The organism is Aurantimonas sp. Leaf443 (genome assembly GCF_001425575.1).
In the GTDB taxonomy this organism is placed as follows: domain Bacteria; phylum Pseudomonadota; class Alphaproteobacteria; order Rhizobiales; family Rhizobiaceae; genus Leaf443.
The window spans coordinates 74,867-94,068 of the sequence record NZ_LMRD01000012.1 but is presented as its reverse complement, the minus strand read 5'-3'; the positions used below and the strand labels follow the sequence as shown (position 1 = coordinate 94,068).

17 protein-coding genes and 1 pseudogene are annotated in these 19,202 nt (G+C 71.2%); 11 read left to right on the top strand and 7 right to left on the bottom strand.

The annotated features are described in order from the left end of the window. Positions 1-103 precede the first annotated feature (103 nt). Positions 104-574, top strand: a complete 471-nt coding sequence (locus tag ASG48_RS16835) for a tRNA (cytidine(34)-2'-O)-methyltransferase (protein ID WP_055852606.1) — start codon at positions 104-106, stop codon at positions 572-574. Between the two features lie 7 nt (positions 575-581). On the opposite strand, the gene ASG48_RS16830 is transcribed toward ASG48_RS16835, so the two are convergent. Then, complete coding sequence (locus tag ASG48_RS16830) at positions 582-2,606, bottom strand: cation:proton antiporter (protein WP_082529555.1); 2,025 nt, start codon at positions 2,604-2,606, stop codon at positions 582-584. Positions 2,607-2,670: 64 nt separating this feature from the next. Between ASG48_RS16830 and ASG48_RS16825 the strand changes: the two are divergent. Next, positions 2,671-2,983: pseudogene (locus ASG48_RS16825) on the top strand (helix-turn-helix domain-containing protein). A gap of 13 nt (positions 2,984-2,996) precedes the next feature. On the opposite strand, the gene ASG48_RS16820 reads toward ASG48_RS16825, so the two are convergent. After that, positions 2,997-3,251 (bottom strand): hypothetical protein, encoded by a 255-nt coding sequence (locus ASG48_RS16820; RefSeq protein ID WP_055852600.1) that lies wholly within the window; start codon positions 3,249-3,251, stop codon positions 2,997-2,999. Positions 3,252-3,511: 260 nt separating this feature from the next. Here ASG48_RS16820 and hemF point away from each other — a divergent pair, with 260 nt between their 5' ends. Together hemF and ASG48_RS18065 are read left to right on the top strand one after the other, a co-directional pair. After that, positions 3,512-4,420 carry an oxygen-dependent coproporphyrinogen oxidase gene (gene hemF, locus ASG48_RS16815; protein ID WP_055852596.1) on the top strand — a complete coding sequence of 303 codons (909 nt, stop codon included), beginning with the start codon at positions 3,512-3,514 and terminating at the stop codon, positions 4,418-4,420. A gap of 100 nt (positions 4,421-4,520) precedes the next feature. Then, entirely contained in the window at positions 4,521-4,697 is a 177-nt protein-coding gene (locus ASG48_RS18065; RefSeq protein WP_082529554.1) for a DUF1059 domain-containing protein, read from the top strand. A 156-nt stretch (positions 4,698-4,853) separates the two neighbouring features. On the opposite strand, the gene ASG48_RS16810 is transcribed toward ASG48_RS18065, so the two are convergent. Genes ASG48_RS16810 through ASG48_RS16800 form a run of 3 tightly spaced genes read right to left on the bottom strand, consistent with a single transcriptional unit; the run spans position 4,854 to position 7,302 of the window. Beyond that, positions 4,854-6,089 (bottom strand): CCA tRNA nucleotidyltransferase, encoded by a 1,236-nt coding sequence (locus tag ASG48_RS16810; RefSeq protein ID WP_055852593.1) that lies wholly within the window; start codon positions 6,087-6,089, stop codon positions 4,854-4,856. Next, complete coding sequence (locus tag ASG48_RS16805; RefSeq protein ID WP_244486934.1) at positions 6,086-6,733, bottom strand: CoA pyrophosphatase; 648 nt, start codon at positions 6,731-6,733, stop codon at positions 6,086-6,088. The genes ASG48_RS16810 and ASG48_RS16805 overlap by 4 nt, the downstream gene beginning before the upstream one ends. Continuing rightward, entirely contained in the window at positions 6,730-7,302 is a 573-nt protein-coding gene (locus ASG48_RS16800) for a DUF1285 domain-containing protein (RefSeq protein WP_244486933.1), read from the bottom strand. Before ASG48_RS16800 ends, ASG48_RS16805 begins: the two co-directional genes overlap by 4 nt. Before the next feature lie 192 nt (positions 7,303-7,494). Here ASG48_RS16800 and ASG48_RS16795 point away from each other — a divergent pair, with 192 nt between their 5' ends. From ASG48_RS16795 to ASG48_RS16780, 4 genes are read left to right on the top strand one after another with little or no spacing between them, the layout of a single operon-like run. Continuing rightward, positions 7,495-8,505 (top strand): MoxR family ATPase, encoded by a 1,011-nt coding sequence (locus ASG48_RS16795; RefSeq protein ID WP_055852584.1) that lies wholly within the window; start codon positions 7,495-7,497, stop codon positions 8,503-8,505. Positions 8,506-8,518: 13 nt separating this feature from the next. Next, positions 8,519-9,430, top strand: a complete 912-nt coding sequence (locus ASG48_RS16790) for a DUF58 domain-containing protein (protein WP_055852581.1) — start codon at positions 8,519-8,521, stop codon at positions 9,428-9,430. Further along, the gene (locus ASG48_RS16785; RefSeq protein ID WP_055852578.1) at positions 9,427-12,279 is read left to right on the top strand and encodes a DUF4159 domain-containing protein; all 2,853 of its coding nucleotides are present in this window, start codon (positions 9,427-9,429) and stop codon (positions 12,277-12,279) included. Before ASG48_RS16790 ends, ASG48_RS16785 begins: the two co-directional genes overlap by 4 nt. A gap of 3 nt (positions 12,280-12,282) precedes the next feature. After that, complete coding sequence (locus ASG48_RS16780) at positions 12,283-14,361, top strand: hypothetical protein (protein ID WP_055852570.1); 2,079 nt, start codon at positions 12,283-12,285, stop codon at positions 14,359-14,361. 46 nt (positions 14,362-14,407) lie between these two features. Here the strand turns inward: ASG48_RS16780 and ASG48_RS16775 are convergent, their stop codons facing one another. Beyond that, entirely contained in the window at positions 14,408-14,926 is a 519-nt protein-coding gene (locus ASG48_RS16775) for an N-acetyltransferase (RefSeq protein WP_055852568.1), read from the bottom strand. A 287-nt stretch (positions 14,927-15,213) separates the two neighbouring features. Between ASG48_RS16775 and ASG48_RS16770 the strand changes: the two genes are divergently transcribed. Beyond that, positions 15,214-16,206, top strand: a complete 993-nt coding sequence (locus tag ASG48_RS16770; protein ID WP_055852564.1) for a glutathione S-transferase family protein — start codon at positions 15,214-15,216, stop codon at positions 16,204-16,206. A gap of 4 nt (positions 16,207-16,210) precedes the next feature. On the opposite strand, the gene ASG48_RS16765 is transcribed toward ASG48_RS16770, so the two are convergent. Further along, the gene (locus ASG48_RS16765) at positions 16,211-16,672 is read right to left on the bottom strand and encodes an NUDIX domain-containing protein (RefSeq protein WP_244486932.1); all 462 of its coding nucleotides are present in this window, start codon (positions 16,670-16,672) and stop codon (positions 16,211-16,213) included. A 244-nt stretch (positions 16,673-16,916) separates the two neighbouring features. On the opposite strand from ASG48_RS16765, the gene ASG48_RS16760 reads away from it, so the two are divergent. Together ASG48_RS16760 and ASG48_RS16755 are read left to right on the top strand one after the other, a co-directional pair. Beyond that, entirely contained in the window at positions 16,917-17,876 is a 960-nt protein-coding gene (locus tag ASG48_RS16760; protein WP_055852561.1) for a metallophosphoesterase, read from the top strand. Positions 17,877-17,993: 117 nt separating this feature from the next. After that, a complete protein-coding gene (locus ASG48_RS16755) occupies positions 17,994-19,187 on the top strand; it encodes a benzoate/H(+) symporter BenE family transporter (RefSeq protein WP_055852558.1) in 1,194 nt (397 codons plus the stop codon). Positions 19,188-19,202: the final 15 nt, after the last annotated feature.

Here is a 19,202-nt window from a genome sequence, read left to right as displayed (position 1 = left end):
TTCGGGCGCCAGGCCGGTGGATATAGGACGGGGCACGGCAGTTTCACACGCGCCCGGCGCAATCGTCGCGCCCGCCACCCTGCCGCAGCCAGGAGACGAAAGCGTGACGCCATCGATCGTTCTGTACCAGCCCGACATCGCCGGCAACACGGGCACGATCCTGCGGCTCGGCGCCTGCCTCGGCGTCGGCGTGGAGGTGATCGGCCCGGCGGGCTTCGACCTCGGCGACCGGGCCCTCAAACGGGCCGGCATGGACTATCTCGCCATGGCCGCGCTGACGCGGCACGACGATTTCGCGGCCTTCGAGACGAGGCGGCGCGCGGCCGGCCGGCGCCTGATCCTCTTCACGACGCGGGGCGCGACGCCCTACACCGCCTTCGCCTTCCGGCCGGACGACGCGCTCGTCTTCGGGCGCGAGAGCGCGGGCGTGCCCGAGGCGCTGCACGATCTCGCCGACGCACGGCTCGTCATTCCCATGGACGGCGGCGGGCGCTCGCTGAACCTCGCCGTCAGCGCCGGCATGGCGATGGGCGAGGCCTTGCGGCAGGTGCGCTGGAGCGCCGGCGCGCGCTGAGGGACCCTCAACCGGCCCGCGTGCGGGCCTCGTCATAGGCGTCCGAGGCCGGGGGCGGAGCGGTCCGTTCGCCGTCGCGCCCGTCCGCGACGCCATCCTGCTCCACCTCGGGGTCGTCGTTTGCGTCGGCGACGTCGCCGGGGCCGACGGACACGTTCAGCGGCTCCTCGATGGCGTTCAGGTGCCCGATCATGCCGCGCGCGATCTCGCGCTCGCCCATGATGACGGTGTCGGCCCCGAGCCGCTCCAGATGCTCGACCTCGGCATCCGAATGCGCCCGCACGATGATCCGCATATCCGGATTCACCTGACGCGCGTGCTCGGCGATGTTGCCGCTCTCGAAGGCGTTGGGAATGGCGATGACGAGGCTGCGCGCGCCGGGCAGGTTGGCCAGATCCATGACCGCCCGGCTCGCCGCGTTGCCGACCACGACCTCGATGCCCTTCTCGCGCAGGATGTCGATGCGCGCGTCGGCGTCCTCGATGACGAGGAAGGCGGCGCCGCTCGCCTTCAGATCCTCGCCGACGAGGCTGCCGACCCGCCCGAAGCCGACGAGGATCGTGTGGTTCTCCAGATCGGTGCGCGCGCCGGCCTCGCCGTCCGCGCCGGGCAGATGGGCGGGTGCGGCCGGCTCCGCCTCCGGTTCCGGTTCCGGCTCCGCCGCGGCGCCCGTCTCGGGCTCGCTCGTGCCGGCGAGCTCGGCCGGGGCGATGGCGCGGTCGATCGTCAGTTCCGGGTGCTCGGGGCTCGCGGGCAGGCCGGCCTCGGCGGTGGCCGCCCGCGGCGCGGCGCGGATCAGGCGCGCCTCGAGGCTCGGCTTCATCCGCTCGGACAGCCAGAAGACCAGCGGATTGAGGATGATCGAGATGATCGCGCCGGCGAGGATGAGGTCGCGGCCCTCCTCCGGCAGGAGCTGCAGCCCGACACCGAGCTCGGCGAGAATGAAGGAGAACTCGCCGATCTGCGCAAGGCTCGCCGAGATGGCCAGGGCCGTGCCCACCGTGCGGCGGAACAGGAGGACGATGACGAAGGCGGCGAGCGACTTGCCGATGACGATGATGAAGACGGTGGCGAGCACCGGCAGCGGGTCGGTGAGGACGATCGAGGGATCGAACAGCATGCCGACCGAGACGAAGAACAGGACGGCGAAGGCGTCGCGCAGCGGCAGGCTCTCCTGCGCGGCGCGGTGCGAGAGCTCGCTCTCGGCGAGGATCATGCCGGCGAAGAAGGCGCCGAGCGCGAGGCTGACGCCGAAGAGCTGCGCCGCGCCGTAGGCGACGCCGAGCGCGATGGCGAGGACCGCGAGGCGGAACAGCTCGCGCGAGCCGGTATGGACGATGCGGTGCAGGCCCCAGGGGATGAGCTTGCGGCCGACCACGAGCATCAGCGCCACGAAGATCGCCACCTTCAGGATCGTCGCGCCGATGATCCCGGCGAGGCCGAGATCGACGCCCAGCAGCTGGCCGATGGCGAGCGCCATCGGATCGCTGGCATGTCCGCCCTCCATGGAGACGCTGGCGACGGCCGGGATGAGCACGAGCGCCAGCACCATCGCGAGATCCTCGACGATGAGCCAGCCGACGGCGACCTTGCCCTTGTCGGTCTCCAGGAGGCGCCGCTCCTGCAGCGCCTTCAGGAGCACCACGGTGGAGGCGACCGAAAGCGCGAGACCGAAGACGAGGCTGCCGCCGAGCGGCCAGCCCATGAAGGCGCCGAGGCCCCAGCCGAGCAGCGTGGCGAAGGCGATCTGCACCAGCGCGCCGGGAATGGCGATGCCGCGGACCGACAGGAGATCCTTCAGCGAGAAATGCAGGCCGACGCCGAACATCAGCAGGATGACGCCGATCTCGGCGAGCTCGGGCGCCAGATTCTGGTCCGCCACGTAGCCGGGCGTGTGCGGCCCGACGAGAATGCCGGCGACGAGGTAGCCGACGAGCGGCGGCAGGCGGAAGCGATTGGCGATGGCACCGAGGATGAAGGCGAGGACGAGACCGGCGACGATGGTGGAGATGAGCGGGGTCTCGTGCGGCATTGTCTCTCCTCGGCGTCCGGCCCCTCGACGGGACCGCGGCATCACTTCGTCATAATTGGTCTATATCAGCCAAATTGGTTGAGATTATGAAGAGAATGACCCTGAACGAGAAGACCGCCCTGAAACCGGAACTCTGCCGCGGCGCGCGCGGGCTCCTGGACTGGACGCAGAGCGACCTCGCCGAGACCGCCGGCGTGTCGCGCTCGACCATCCGCGACTTCGAATGCGGCCGTCACGAGTTGCACCGCGCGACGGAAGCGGCCGTCCTCTCGGCGCTGACGACGGCGGGAATCCGCTTCGTGGATTGCGGCGAGGACGGGCCGGGCCTCAGCCTCCACAGGCCGACCGCGAAGCACGAGAGCCCGAACGAGGCCTGACGGGCCGTCCTGGTCAGTCGGCGGAGGGGAGCCGGCGCATCGTGAACTCCACCGCGTCGTCCGGCAGGATCCGCCAGGTCTCGACCGAGGTCCAATAGGCGGCCTTCGGATAGCGCGCGAACCATTCGCGCGCCTTCAGGCGCGCCTCGCCGCGCGGCAGCCTGTAGGTCTCGCGGACGAAATTGTCGGCGCCCGCAGAAGCTCTTGCGCGCGTCTTCTCCAATTGTCCGCGAAGCGCCTCGAGAGGCGGTCGAACCAGACGGGCCATGGCGTCACCTCCCTCTTCCCGTGGCGGCAGACGGGAAAGTAGCGAGGCCGACCGCGATTGCGAATCCCGGCCTCCACTTCGCCGCGCGCCCGAGTCCGGTTTCTCCGCGACGTCCAGTCCCGCCCCGCGCAAGTCTGGCGCGTCATGTGCGGGAAGAGGACTTTCCCGCAGGCTTCGTTAAAATAGGAACGAACGAGAGCCGGGAGGCGACGAATCGCCGTCGCGCTCGCCGAGCCCGGCGGCAAGAGCGGGGACGATGCATGGAACGGCCTGAACTGCCCGAGGGCCTGCCGGAGGCGATCGAGGAGAAGAAGCTCCTGGCGAGGAGCTGGTTCGAGGCGCTGCGCGACCGCATCTGCGCCACGTTCGAGGCGATCGAGGACGAATACGAGGACCCCGAGAACCTTCCCGCCGGCCGGTTCCAGCGCTCCCCCTGGACGCGCGAGGGCGATGGCGGCGGCGGCGTCATGTCGATGATGCACGGGCGCGTCTTCGAGAAGGTGGGCGTCCACACCTCGACCGTGCACGGCGAGTTCTCGCCCGAGTTCCGCAAGCAGATTCCCGGCGCCGAGGAAGACCCGACCTTCTGGGCCTCCGGTATCTCGCTGATCGCGCATCTGCGCAATCCGAACGTCCCGGCCGTCCACATGAACACGCGCATGGTGGTGACGACGCGGCAGTGGTTCGGCGGCGGCGCGGACCTGACGCCGACGCTCGACCGGCGCCGCACGGCCGAGGACCCGGACACGGTCGCCTTCCACCGCGCGATGAAGTTCGTCTGCGACCGCCATGCGGGGGTGGCCGACTACGACCGCTACAAGGCCTGGTGCGACGAGTACTTCTATCTTCCCCATCGCAACGAGGCGCGCGGCGTCGGCGGCATCTTCTACGACTGGCTGCATTCCTCCGAGGAGGCCGGCGGCTGGGACGCGGACTTCGCCTTCACCCGCGACGTCGGCAAGGCCTTCGTCGTCGTCTATCCGCATATCGTGCGCGCCAATCTCGCCACGCCCTATTCCCCCGAGGATCGCGAGGAACAGCTCGTGCGGCGCGGGCGCTACGTGGAGTACAATCTCCTCTACGACCGCGGGACGCTGTTCGGCCTGAAGACGGGCGGCAACGTGGAGTCCATCCTCTCCTCGATGCCTCCCCTCGTTCGTTGGCCTTGACCGAATTATATTTCGCAAATGTGAAGCTCGCCTCCTTTTAAAGAAACTCACTGCACCGTAACTATTCTTGACAGGGAGACTGAATAAGGGAGGTGAAGTGATGTATGAACTGGATTGCGCCGAGGTAATTCCCGGCTGTGCGCGTGTCATCCGTGCGGAATCGCGGGTGGAAGTCATTCGTCGGGCGGTGGTCCAGGCCAAACAGCTCGGCGTCGAGCAGATCACGCCCAGCATGATGGACGCCTTCCGCGACAAGACGAAGGAACGGCTGAACTGACACCGGCATAGATCGGGTCGGCGCCACGGTTGGGAGACCGGAACCGGCCAGATGGCCCTGCGAGGCGGCCCCGGATCCTCCGGGAGCCGCCTTTTCGTTGTCAGGGCCTCGCAAGGCTCAACAATGCGAGAGCACGGTCGGCCCGTCGTCTTGCCGTCACAGGCCCGAAAGCAGCGCGTCGCGGGTCAGGACGAAGCCGCTGTCTACCCAGGCGGCCTTCAGCGCCTCGAGGCGCCGGCCGATCTCCGGCCCCGGCGCGACGCCCTTCTCGGCGAGGTCGCGGCCCGAGACGGGGAAGTCCGGCGGCGAGAAGCGCTCGGTCGCGGCGAGCATGCGCTGGAGCGATGCCAGCGCGCTCATCGCGTCGCCCTCGCCGGCGCCCTTGGCATGGAGGCTGGCGATGGAAAGCCGCAGCCGGTCGGCGAGCGCCAAGCGGTCCGCGTAGTAGAGACGCCGCCGGAACATGGTCTCGCTTTCCTGCGGCTGCACGGGCTCGGCCGTGGCGAAGGCGAGAAGGCGGTCGCGGTCGGCATTGGAGAGGCGCAGGCGCTTGGCGAGTTCCGCGAGCCGCTGCGCGTCCGGCGGCACGATGGCTGCAAGGCGCAGGAGCGGGTCCGCCGCCCAGCCGAAGGACGCTTGCGCCGCCACGAGCCCGTGGATCGCATCGATGCCCCAGCGCTCGCTTTCGGGCAGGACGGCGGTGAGGACGCCGCTCTGGCGCATCCACAGGAGCGCCCGGGCGGGGTCGGGCGCGGCGAGCAGCTTGCGCAGTTCCGCCCAGATGCGCTCGGCCGAGATGGCCGCGAGGCCGCCCTTCAGCCGCGTCGCGGCGCGCACGGCGTCGGGATCCGGCCGGCCGGTCCCGTACCAGGCGAAGAAGCGGAAGAAGCGCAGGATGCGCAGATAGTCCTCCTCGATGCGCGTCGCCGCCTCGCCGACGAAGCGCAGGCGCCGCTCGCGGGCGTCCTCCACGCCGCCCACGAGATCGATCACCGTGCCGTCGGCCTCGCAGTAGAGCGCGTTCATCGTGAAGTCGCGCCGCTCCGCATCCGCCTGCCAGTCGCGGCCGAAGGCGACCTTCGCCTTGCGCCCGAAGGTCTCGACGTCGCGGCGCAGCGTCGTCACCTCGAAGGGCCGGCCCTCGACGACGACCGTGATCGTGCCGTGCTCGAAGCCGGTGGGCACGGCCTTGAAACCGGCCGCCGTCACGCGGCGCACCGTCTCCTCGGGCACCGTGGTGGAGGCGATGTCGATGTCGCGCACCGGCTCGCCGAGCAGCGCGTTGCGCACCGCGCCGCCCACCACGCGGGCCGTTTCCTCGCCCTCGTTGAGGCAGGCCAGGAGCCGCTGCAGGCCGGGGTCCGCGAGGAAGGGCGCGTCGATCGCCGTCATGCGTAGAGCCTTTCGTAGAGCGTGCGCAGGATGCCCGCGGTCACGCCCCAGATATGGCGCGTCTCGTAGGGCATCGTGAAATAGTGCCGCAGGACGCCCTGGAACTCGCGCGCCTCGGCACGGTGGTTGTCCGGGCTCATGAGGAACCGCAGGGGCACCTCGAAGACATCGTCCACCTCGGCGGGATTGGGCACCAGCGTGAAGCCGGGCGAGACGATGGCGACGACCGGCACGATCCGGAAACCGCTCGGCGTCACGTAGCGCGGCAGGCGCCCGATGGGCTCGACATAGGACGGGTCGAGCCCGATCTCCTCCTGGCTCTCGCGCAGGGCGGCCGCCTCCGGCGAGGCGTCCTGCGGGTCGATCGAGCCGCCGGGCAGCGCGATCTGGCCCGAATGGGTGCGCAGGCTGGCCGTGCGCGTCGTCAGGATGATTCCGGCGCCCTGCGGCCGGTCGACGACCGGCACGAGCACGGCGGCCGCTCGCAGCGCCCGGCGCTCCATGTGGGCGACGAGCGCGGCGTTGAGGCGATGGTCGCCATATTCGGTCTCCAAGGCCTCGCCGGCGGCTCTCGCCAGCCGCTCGCGAAGATCCCGCGCCGTGAAGTCCATGGCCGGCGCCGCCACGTTCGGCCGCGCGCTCAACCCGCCGGCTCCGAAGGCAGCGCGAACCGCGCTCCGCCCGAGCGAAGGGCGAGGCTGCCGTCCGCCTCCTCCTCCACGAGATCGGCGAGCTCGATCGCGAGAGCGCGCGTCAGGCGGGCCTCGAGTCGGCCGCGCACGCGCAGATACGGCCGGAAGCCCGCGCCCGCGCCGAAGCGCAGCGGATGGGCCATATCGGCCTCCACCACGTCGCCCGAATCGAGACGGAAGACGAGGAGCGGTTCGCCGTCCCGCTCCGTCCGGCTCATCTCGACGGCGAGGAAATGGGCGTCCTCCACGGTGATGCCGAGCTTCTCGCCGGGTGTCACCAGATAGTCGCGCCCGTCCTCGTCGCGGCGCAGCACGCTGGCGAAGAGGCGCACGAGCGCCGGCCGGCCGATCGCGGTGCCGTTGTAGCTCCAGTGGCCGTCGGCATGGATCACCATGTCGATGTCGCCGCAGAAGGGCGGGTTCCAGCGCTCCACGGGGGCCGGATCGCGGCCGGCGCGCTCGGCGCGCGCGATGAGCGCGGCGAGGCCCTCGCCTGGCGCGGTGTCGCCTGTCTGTGTCATCACCATCCCCTGCGGCATGCGGTCCGGGCCCGGCCGAGGTCTTATTTTGGCCCGCCTTCGCAGTCACGAAATAGTTGCGTTGCAGGCGCTTGCCAGGACCGCACCGGGCGGACAGTCTGCCCGCATGGGCCGGCGCCGCGGTGCCGGACGCGCGAAGCGGGCGCCCTTCCCCTCGAAGCCAGGAGTTCGTCGATGACCATGATGGCGCCCCGCGAGACGACGCTGCCGGACGAGACGGTGATCGCGCTGGCGGAAGCCGCGCTCGCCGACATCGCGCGCGTCCGCGAGACGGTCGGCACGGTCATCTTCGGCCAGGAGAGCGTGGTCGAGCAGACGCTCGTCTCCATCCTCGCCGGCGGCCATGCGCTCCTCGTCGGCGTGCCCGGCCTTGCCAAGACCAAGCTTGTCGAGACGCTCGGCATCGCGCTCGGTCTCGACGCGCGCCGCATCCAGTTCACGCCGGACCTCATGCCCTCCGACATCGTCGGCTCGGAGGTCATGGACCAGGACGAGACCGGCCGGCGTTCCTTCCGCTTCGTGCGCGGCCCCGTCTTCGCCCAGCTCCTGATGGCCGACGAGATCAACCGCGCCAGCCCGCGCACCCAGTCGGCGCTTCTCCAGTCGATGCAGGAATATCACGTCACCGTCGCCGGCGAGCGGCACGACCTTCCCGCGCCCTTCCATGTGCTCGCGACGCAGAATCCGCTGGAGCAGGAAGGCACCTATCCCTTGCCCGAAGCCCAGCTCGACCGTTTCCTCATGCAGGTGGACGTGTCCTATCCCGATCTCGCCGCCGAGCGCCGCATCCTGATGGAGACGACGGGTTCGAGCGAGGCCCACGCCACGAGCGCCATCGACGCGCCCCGCCTTCGCGAGATCCAGGCGCTGGTGCGCCGCATGCCGGTGCCGACCACCGTGGTGGACGCGATCCTGGCCCTCGTTCGCTCGGCGCGTCCGGGCAGCGGCCACAAGGAGGCCGACACGCATATCTCCTGGGGCCCCGGCCCGCGCGCCTCGCAGGCGCTGATGACCTGCGTGCGCGCCCGCGCGCTCTACGAGGGCCGCCTCGCGCCGTCCATCGACGACGTGCGGGCGCTGGCCGAGCCGATCCTGCAGCACCGCATGGCGCTGAGCTTCGCGGCGCGTGCCGAGGGCGTCAGCGTGCGCGACGTGATCGCGGCGCTGCGCCGGGACATCGGCTGAAGCGGAGCGCGCCATGCCCATCGGCTCAGCGGTCGACGTCACCACCGGGCCCGAGGCCCTCGTGCGGGCCCGCAAGCGCGCCAGCCTCATGCCCGACCTCCTCGTCGAGGCGCAGCGCGTCGTCTCCACCGTCATTTCCGGCTGGCACGGGCGCAAGCGTCACGGCGTCGGCGAGAACTTCTGGCAGTTCCGGCCCTTCGTCGACGGCTCCGACGCCTCGCGCATCGACTGGCGCCGCTCGGCCCGCGACGAGCACATCTATATCCGCGACCGCGAATGGGAGGCGGCGCAGACCGTCTGGCTCTGGGCCGACCCGTCCGCGTCCATGCTCTACCGGTCGAACGCCGCCGGCGTGTCGAAGGAGTCGCGCGCGCTCGTGCTCGTCCTGGCGCTCGCCGAACTCCTGTCGCGCTCGGGCGAGCGCATCGGCTATCCCGGCGTGATGGAGCCGATCACCGCCCGCAACGCCGCCGAGCGCATCGCGGGCGCGCTGATGGGCGCGCGGCCGGCTCACGACTTCCCGCCTGACGCGCGCCTGCAGCGCTTCTCCGAGATCGTCATCGCCAGCGATCTCCTCAACCCGGTCGAGGAGATCGTGGAGAAGATCGACCGCATCGGCCGCCGCGGCATTCGCGGGCATGTCGTGATGATCGCCGATCCGGCCGAGGAGGCCTTTCCCTATTCCGGCCGCACCGAGTTCCAGGACCCCGAGACCGGCCAGAAGCTGACCGCCGGCCGCGCCGAGACGCTGCGCGAGGAGTATCGCCGCATCTATGCCGCGCGGCGCGACCATATCGGCGAGCACTGCCGGCGGCTCGGCTGGAGCTTCACCCTGCACCGCACCGACCGGCTGGCCTCCGAGGCGCTCGTCGCCGTGCACGGGCGCCTGTCCGGCAATCCGCAGATCGCGAAGGGCCGCCCATGATCCCCGGCCTGTCGCTCGCCTTCGGGGCGCCGCTCGTCCTGTTCGGGCTGCTCGCGCTGCCGGTCATCTGGTGGCTCCTGAAGCTGACGCCGCCGCGCCCGCAGACCGAGACCTTCCCGCCGCTGCGCATCCTGCAGAGCATCCGCAAGGTGGAGGAGACGCCTTCGAAGAGCCCGTGGTGGCTGACGCTGCTGCGCCTGCTGCTCGCCGCGCTCGTCATCTTCGCGCTCGCCGCGCCGACATTGAACCCGAGCGAGGGCCGGCTGACGGGCACCGGCCCGCTCGCCATCCTCTTCGACAATTCCTGGGCCACGGGCCGCGACTTCGACGCGCGGCGCGCGACCGCCGAGGGGCTGATCGAGGAAGCGGCGCAAGCCGGCCGGCCCGTCGCGCTCGCCTTCACCGCCGAGGAGACCGGCGACGACGCGACGCCCGTGGAGGCGGCCGCAGCGCTGGAGCGCCTTGCCGCCGCCGAACCGCGCCCCGTGCCCGCCGACCGCGCGGGCGCCGCGCAGCGCCTCGCGACCGCGCTTGCCGGCACGCCCGTCGGCACGCTCGCCTTCCTCGCCGACGGGCTCGACACGGACGCGACGGCCGCCGCCACCGACACGCTGCGGGCGCTGGCGCCGGCGCAGGCGCTCGTCTACGCCCCGCCCGTCGGCGGTCTCGTCGCCCTCGCGGCGGCCGACAATTCCACCGAGGCCCTCGTCGTTCGCGGCCTGCGTCCCGAGGGCACGGCGGCGCCGGCAAGCGTCGCCGTGCGCGCGCTCGACTCGCAGGGGCGCGAGCTCGGCGTCGCGCCGATGGAGTTCCCCGCCGGGGCCACCGCCGGCGAGGCCCGCTTCGCCGTGCCCGTGGAACTGCGCAACGACATCGCGCGGCTGGAGACGGCGGGCGCGTCCGATGCCGGCGCGGTGCGGCTCGTGGACGACAGCTTCCGGCGCCGGCGCGTCGGCCTCGTCTCCGGCGAGGCGGCCGATCTCGCGCAGCCGCTCCTCTCGCCGCTCTACTACATCACGCGCGCCCTCGAGCCCTTCGCCGATCTCGTGCGCGCCGAGAGCGCCGATCTCTCGACGGCGATCCCCGCGCTCGTCGAACGCCGGCCCTCGGTGATCGTCCTTGCCGATATCGGCGTCCTGCCGCCGCCCGCGGCCACCGCCCTTCGCCAGTTCGTGGAAGGCGGCGGCTATCTCCTGCGCTTCGCCGGCCCGCGCCTTGCCGCGACGACGGGCGAGGACAGTCTCGTGCCGGTGCGCCTTCGCGGTGGCGAGCGCCAGCTCGGCGGCGCGCTTTCCTGGTCCGAGCCCCAGAAGGTGGCGCCGATGGCCGAGGGCAGCCCCTTCGCGGGGATCGCCATCCCGGACGACGTGACGGTGCAGCGCCAGATCCTCGCCGAGCCCTCCGCCGATCTCAGCGAGCGCACCTGGGCGAGCCTGACGGACGGCACGCCCCTCATCACCGCCGAGACGCTCGGGGCCGGCACGATCGTGCTCTTCCACGTGACGGCCGAGGCGACCTGGTCGAACCTGCCAATCTCCGGCGCCTTCGTCGACATGCTCCGGCGCATCGTGACGCTGTCGCGCGCGAGCCCCGGCACCGGCGAGGGCCGCACCGCGGCCGAGGCCCTGCCGCCCTATCGCGTGCTGGACGGGCTCGGCCGGCTCGCCGCGCCCGGGCCCGACGTGCGCCCCCTGCCCGTCGCGGCGCCCGTCGTCACGCTCCAGAACCCGCCCGGCCTCTACGGCAGCGAGGAAGGCTACGCCGCTTTGAACCTCTTCTCCTCCGACGCGGTGCTGCGCCCGCTGCCCGCGCTCGATCTCGGCGTCCCGGTCTCGCAGGCCGGCTACGGGCGCGACGACGCGACGGACCTGACGCCTTGGCTCTTCGCCGCCGCCCTCGTCCTCTTCGCGCTCGACGCGCTGGCGCTGCTCTGGCTGAACGGCGGCTTCGCCCGCCTCGCCCGCGGCCTGCCGCGACGCGGGGCGGCCGCGCTTCCCGCGATCGTCCTGGCGCTGGCCCTCGCCATGCCCGGCGGCGAGGCCCGCGCGCAGGGGGCGCCGCAGCCCACGGCCCCGGCCGCCGCGCGCGAGCCGATCGACGAGGCGGCCGCGATCGCGGCGACCTCGACCACCCATCTCGCCTATGTCGAGACCGGGGATGCGGCGACCGACGATCTGGCCCGCGCCGGCCTCGACGGGCTCAGCCAGTTCGTTGCGGCCAAGACCGCGCTCGAGCCGGGCGATCCCGTGGGCGTCGACATCGCGCGCGACGAGCTCGCCTTCTATCCGCTGCTCTACTGGCCGATCCGGCAGGACGCGCCGATGCCGGACGCGGCCGCGATCAGCCGCGTCGACGCCTATATGAAGCAGGGCGGAACGGTGCTCTTCGACGTGGAGGACGACGACCTCACCGGCCTTTCCGGCACTTCCGTCTCAGCCGGGCAGCGACGCCTGCGCGACATCCTCGCCGATCTCGACATTCCCCCGCTGGAGCCGGTGCCGCAGGACCACGTCCTCACCAAGGCCTTTTACATCATGGAGGATTTTCCCGGCCGCCACACCGGCTCGGACCTCTGGGTCGAGGCGCTCGGCCGCGACACCGAGAACGGCGCGCGTCCCGCGCGGGCGGGCGACGGCGTCTCCTCCATCATGATCACGTCCAACGACTTCGCCAGCGCATGGGCGGTCGACGATCAGGGCCTCTTCCTCTACCCGACCGACAGCGCCGATCCCTCGCAGCGCGAATATGCCTATCGGGCGGGCGTCAACATCGTGATGTATGTGCTGACCGGCAACTACAAGGCCGATCAGGTGCATGTGCCAGCGCTTCTCGAACGGCTGGGGCAATAGGCGATGACCTGGTCGATCGACTTCGCGCCCTTCTTCTCCTGGACGGTTCTCGCCATCCTCGCGGTGCCCGCCGCGCTCCTGGCGGTCGCCCTCGTCGTCGCGCGCGTGCGCGGCAGCCTCGTGCGCGTCGCCGCCATCGCGGCGCTCCTCCTGGCGCTCCTAAACCCGGTGGTGCTGCGCGAGGAGCGCGACCCGCTGAAGAGCGTCGTGGCGCTCATCCTCGACCGATCCCAGAGCCAGACGATCGGCGCGCGCACGGCCGAGACGGACGCCGCCGCCGCCGCCCTGAAGGAGAGCCTGCAGCGCTTCCCCGATTTCGAGCTGCGCACCGTCGAGGCGCGCACCGGCTCGACGCAAGGCGACGACGCGACGACCGCCCTCTTCGGCGCGCTCGGCTCGGCGCTCGGCGACGTTCCGCCCTCGCGCGTCGCCGGCGCCATCATGGTGACGGACGGCGAGGTTCACGACATTCCCGCGCAGGCGAGCGCGCTCGGTTTCGATGCCCCCGTCCACGCGCTCGTCACCGGCCGCCCCGACGAATTCGACCGGCGCATCGAGGTGCGCTCGGCCCCGCGCTTCGGCCTCGTCGACCAGGAGCAGACGCTCGTCTACCGCGTGACCGAGGACGGGCCCCGCGCCTCGCAGACCCCGGTCGAGGTGCGCGCCTTCCTGAACGGCGACCTCATCGCCCGCCAGAGCGTGGTGCCGGGCACGGACGGGCGCCTGCCCTTCCAGCTGCCGCGCGCCGGCCGCAATATCCTGGAGGTCGCCGTCGCGCGCGACGACAGCGAGATCACCGCCGTCAACAACCGCGCCATCGCGACGGTGGACGGCATCCGCGAGAATCTGCGCGTCCTCCTCGTTTCGGGCGAGCCGCATGCCGGCGAGCGCACCTGGCGCAATCTCCTGAAGTCGGACGCGGCGGTCGATCTCGTCCATTTCACCATCCTGCGCCCGCCCGAGAAGCAGGACGGCACGCCGATCAACGAACTCTCGCTGATCGCCTTCCCCACGCGCGAGCTCTTCGTCGAGAAGATCGAGGATTTCGACCTCATCATCTTCGACCGCTACCAGCAGCGCGGCGTTCTGCCGCCGCTCTACTTCGATTATATCGCGCAATACGTCGAGAACGGCGGGGCGATCCTGATCGCCTCCGGGCCGGAATATGCCGGCGACGAGAGCATCGCGACCACGCCGCTCGCCTCCATCCTGCCCGCGCTGCCCACGGGCGGCGTCGAGGAGAAGGCCTTCCGCCCGGCTTTGTCGGATCTCGGCCGCAAGCATCCGGTGACACGCGACCTGCCGGGCTCCGCCGCCACGCCGCCGGACTGGAGCCAGTGGTTCCGCTCGGTGGATGTCGAGGAGCCCAGGGGCGAGACCGTGATGGACGGGCCGGACGGCAAGCCCCTCCTCGTCCTCGACCGCGTCGGCGAGGGTCGGATCGCCCTTCTCCTGTCGGACCAGGAATGGCTGTGGTCGCGCGGTTTCGAGGGCGGCGGCCCGCATGTGGCGCTGTTCCGCCGCCTCGCCCACTGGCTGATGAAGGAGCCCGAACTGGAGGAGGAGGCGCTGGACGCCGAGGCGCGCGGGCGCGATCTCGTCGTCACGCGCCAGACGATCGGCGCCGATCCCGGCCCCGCCACCGTCGTCACGCCCTCGGGCACGGCGACGAGCGTGCCCCTGCGGGAGATCGGCGAAGGCCGCTGGGAGGGCGTCTTGAAGACCGAGGAACTCGGTCTCTTCCAGGCCGCGAACGGCGACCTGCGGGCGCTCGCCAATGTCGGCCCGGAGAATCCGCGCGAGTTCCGCGAGGCCGTCTCGACGACGGGCAAGCTGGAGCCGATCACCGAGGCCACGCGCGGCGGCACGCGCCGCATCGCCGCCGACGGCACGGTCGAGGTGCCGCGCATCGTGCCCGTCTCCGGCCGGGCGAACGCGGAGGGGCGCGACTGGATCGGCCTCAAGACCACCGAGGAGACCGTCCTGCGCGGCGTCGACCGCACGCCCCTCTTCGCCGGCTTCCTCGGCCTCGGCCTTCTCCTCCTGGCGCTTTCGGCCACCTGGTATCGCGAGGGCCGCTGAGGCTGGAGCGCACGACCGGTTCCTTTCCGGGATAGAGCAGGCGCCTTTACCGGCGCGGCCCGATCTCCCCGGCCAGCCCTTCCAGAGCGCCCGGCACCAGCTCCTTCCCGAGCAGCCGCCGCGGGTCCACCGGTCCCGGCATGGCGATGCTGCCGGGGGGAAGCGGGCGGTAGCCGAGCGGACCGTAATAGGGCGGGTCGCCGACGAGGACGATGGCGCTTTCGCCGGCCTCGCGCGCGGCATCGGCCGCCATGTGCATGAGCCGGCTGCCGATGCCGCGGCTCTTGTAGGCCGGCAGCACCGCGAGCGGCCCGAGCATCAGCGCCGGGCGCGTGCCGACGAGGATCGGCGTCTGTCGCACCGAGCCGACGACGACGCCCCAGACCATGGCGACGAGCGAAAGTTCGCGATCGTGCGGCGCCATCTCGCGCACGCGGGCGGCCGCGCGGGCGAAGCGGCCGGGGCCGAAGGCATCGGCCGAGATCGCCTCGATGGCATCGTCGAAGAGCGCATCCTCGCGCGCATAGAGAATATCGAGGACCTGGCTTTGGGGAGCGTCGAGCATCGGGAGACCATGGAGGAATGGCGCTCCCTCGCGCCGATCACGGGACGAGCGGAGAACGCCTCAGCACGAAGGGCGGACGGGCCTTTCCTCTGGTCGTCGTCGCAGCATGGCTTCGCCCTCTCCCGGCTCCCGTCGCCTTTTGGCGAGGGCCGTCCCGTCGCCTCCTAGCCCGCGCCCGGCCGCGCGGCAAGGGTCGAATGGCGGACGTTGACGCTGCGTCCGCCTTGGCGCGGGAACGACGAAAGGGCATGGAGGGTTCGGGACGGGAACGGCAAGAGGAGACGGGCATGGGACTTCTGGTGGACGGCAGGTGGCAGGACCAGTGGTATGACACCGCCAAGAGCGGCGGCCGCTTCGAGCGCACGGTGACGAAGTTCCGCAACTGGATCACGCCGGACGGCGAAAACGCGCCCGACGGCAAGACGGCCTTTCCCGCAGAAGCCGGCCGCTACCATCTCTACGTGTCGCTCGCCTGCCCCTGGGCGCATCGCACCCTGATCGTGCGGCGCCTGAAGGGGCTCGACGAGGTCGTCTCGCTGTCCGTCGTCGATTTTCTCATGCGCGAGGAAGGCTGGGTCTTCTCGGACAGGCCCGGTGCCGTTCCCGACACGGTGAACCATGCCGACCGCCTCTATGAGGTGTATCTGAAGGCCGACCCGTCCTTCACAGGCCGCGTCACCGTGCCGGTGCTTTGGGACAAGGCGACCGGCACGATCGTGAACAACGAGTCGGCCGAGATCATCCGCATCTTCAACGAGGGCTTCGGCGATCTCGCCGACCAGAGCGTCGACGTCACGCCGAAGGCGCTCCTTCCGGAGATCGACGCGATCAACGCCCGGATCTACGACGCGGTGAACAACGGCGTCTACAAATGCGGCTTCGCCACCGAACAGGCGCCCTACGAGGAGGCCTTCCACGCCCTCTTCGCCGAACTCGACCGGCTGGAGGAGCGCCTCGGGCAAAGCCGCTATCTCGTGTCGGGCGACGCGCCGACCGAGGCCGACTGGCGCCTCTTCACGACGCTCATCCGCTTCGATCCGGTCTATGTCGGCCACTTCAAGTGCAACAGGCGCCGCATCGCCGACTATCCGAACCTCTTCGGCTACATGCTCGATCTGTTCCAGAGGCCGGGCATCGCCGAGACGGTGAACTTCGAGCATATCAAGGGCCACTATTACGCCAGCCACACGATGATCAACCCGACCGGCATCGTGCCGCTCGGGCCCGACCAGGATCTCTGGCAGCCGCACGGCCGCGAGCGGCTCGCCGCAAGGGCCTGACCTTTCACCAATGCGGGCTGGCGGGCGCCTCCCCTGCCAGTTCCGCGAGCCGCCGCCGCGTCGCGGCCGTGGTGTCCTCGGGCAGGTCGCCGGGCGCGAAGAAGCCGGTCTCGGCGATCTCGCTATCCGGCGCGCGGATCCCCAGCACGCGATGGGCGCCGCAGGCATAGAAGAGGACATGGTCGCGCCGCGCCTTGGCGGCGTTGAAATGCACCGAGACGAGGCGCGGCGCCTCCGTCAGTTCCACCGCCGTCTCCTCGCGAAACTCGCGCGCCAGCGCCTCGACCGCCGTCTCGCCGGGATCGACGCCGCCGCCGGGCATGTACCAGCCGGGCACATAGGTGTGGCGCACGAGGAGGATGCGCCCCGCCTCGTCGAAGAGCGCGCCGCGCACGCCGATGCTCATCGGCCGCGCCAGGATCTGGAGGCGGTGCAGGACGGGGATGGCGAAGGCCGGTAGCGGCACGGCGGCTCCTACGAGACGGGACGGTGAGTTCAACCGCGAGACGTTTCGCGCGACGCGAGGGTTGGGCGCACGTTGCGAGGCCTCGTCCCCTCCTCGTGCGCCCCATGGCTGCCATGAACCATAGGCCGGCGGGTCGGCGGGTCGAGGGGCCGATCGGGGCCGTCCTTCGGTGTCGAAAAAACCTCCCCACCTTTTCGCGCCCGCCATATCCCCTTTCCGCAGCCGCGCTTTAGATGGCCCGAGCATGTACAGGCTCGCTCATCTTTCCGACATCCATCTCGGCCCAATGCCGGACCTCACGCTGCGCGAACTCGCGTCCAAGCGCGTGACCGGCTGGATCAACTGGCAGCGCAACCGCCGGCGCGTGATGTTCGGCGACACGCTCATCACCCTTCTCGACGACCTGAAGGCCGAAGCGCCCGACCATGTCGCCGTGACCGGCGATCTCGTCAATCTGGCGACGCGCATCGAGATCGCCGCCGCCCGGCTCTGGCTGCAGAAGCTCGGCCGCCCGCACGACGTCTCCGTCGTGCCCGGCAATCACGACGCCTATGTGCTGGGCGCCTTCGCGAAATCCTGCCGCGCCTGGTCGGCCTATGTCACCGGGGACGCCCACCGGCCGCTCGCCTTCCCGACCTTTCCCTACGCGCGCTACCGCGAGGAGGTGGCGATCTACGGCGTCTCCACGGCCGAAGCCACGGCGCCCTTCTTCGCCACCGGCACGTTCGGGCGGCGGCAGGCGCTGGATCTTGCGCAGATGCTGCGCTCCGGCCGCGACATGGGCTATTTCCGCGTCGTCCTCATCCACCATCCGCCGATCTCCGGCGCCGCCTCCTGGCACAAGCGGCTGATCGGCAAGCAGTATTTCTCCAAGGTCATCCGCGACGTCGGCGCCGAGCTCGTCCTGCACGGGCACACCCATCTCGACACGCTGCACTGGCTGCACGGGCCGGACGGGCACGTGCCCGTCGTCGGCGTTCCCTCCGCCAGCCAGTCGCCGGGCGGCGAGAAGCCGGCCTCGCGCTACAATCTCTTCGAGATCTCCGGCGGCCCCGGCGCCTGGGAACTCGTGCAGCGCGAGCGCGGCGCGCGGGTCGAGGCGCCGGGCATCGACTGGATCCGCGAGCGCCAGCTCCTCTCCAACGGCACGGCGGTGAACGCCACACCGCGCAAGGACGCCCGCCCGGCCCGCGAACCGGCCTGACGCGGCGCATCCACCCGACGACCATGCGCCGCCGTGGCGATCCCGAATCGTCCCGGCGGTTGCATTCAGGCGCCGCGGCGCGTTAGGCAGGGGCCCCGCCCTGCCCGCCGGTTGCCCATGCCAAGCCGTCCCAACGCCTCCACCGTCTCGGCGGGACTTCTCGCCGCCTTCGTCGGCTTCACCAGTTCCTTCGCCGTCATCCTCCAGGGATTGCAGGCGGTCGGCGCCTCGAAGGAACAGGCGGCGAGCGGCCTGCTCGCGCTCTCCGTGGCGATGGGCCTGTGCGCCGTCGCCTTGAGCCTCGCCACGCGCATGCCGATCCTCATCGCCTGGTCGACGCCTGGCGCCGCGCTCCTGGCCGGGGCCGGCGTGCCGGAGGGCGGCTTTCCCGTGGCGGTCGGCGCCTTCGTCGTCGCCGCCCTCCTCGTCATCGGCGCCGGACTGGTGCGCCCGCTCGGCCGTGCCATCTCGGCCATTCCGGCGGCCATCGCCAACGCCATGCTGGCCGGCGTCCTCTTCTCGCTCTGCCTCGCGCCGGTGAAGGCGATCGGCGCCGAACCGCTGCCGGCCCTTGCCGTCGCGGCGGTCTGGCTCGTCGTGATGCGTCTCAACCGCCTCTATGCCGTCCCCGCCGCCGCGCTCGTCGCCGGCGTCCTCATCACCGTCCTCCACGGCGCGCCGCCACTCGCCGGCGCGCTCCTGCCCGAGCCGGTGCTCGTCGTGCCGCACTTCACGGTCGCGGCGACGATCGGCATCGCGCTGCCGCTCTTCCTCGTCACGATGGCGTCGCAGAACATCCCGGGCCTCGCCATCCTCCAGGCCAACGGCTACGCGCCGCCGGCCGGTCGCCTCTTCGCGGCGACGGGTTTCTTCTCGCTTCTGGCGACGGTCTTCGGGGGCTGCGCGGTCAATCTCGCCGCCATCACCGCGGCGATCTGCGCCGGCGAGGAGGCCGGGCCCGATCGCACGGCGCGCTACTGGGCGTCCGTCGTCGGCGGGCTCGCCTTCGTCGCCTTCGGCATCGGCGCGGCGATCGTCACCGCCTTTGCCGGCCTGTCGCCGCTTCTGGTGCAGGCGGTGGCGGGTCTTGCCCTGATCGGCGCCTTCGCCGCCTCGCTGCGCGGCGCCATGGAAGCGGAGGCAACGCGCGAGGCCGCGACGCTGACCTTTCTCGTCACCGCCTCGGGCGTGGCGTTTCTCGGCATCAGCGCGCCCTTCTGGGGACTGGTCGCGGGCGGGGTCGGCCTTGCCCTGCGCCGTCTCTCGCCGTCGGCCAAGCCGGTCGCGCCGGATCGGGCCCGGCGCGCCTGAAGGTCTGACATTGCG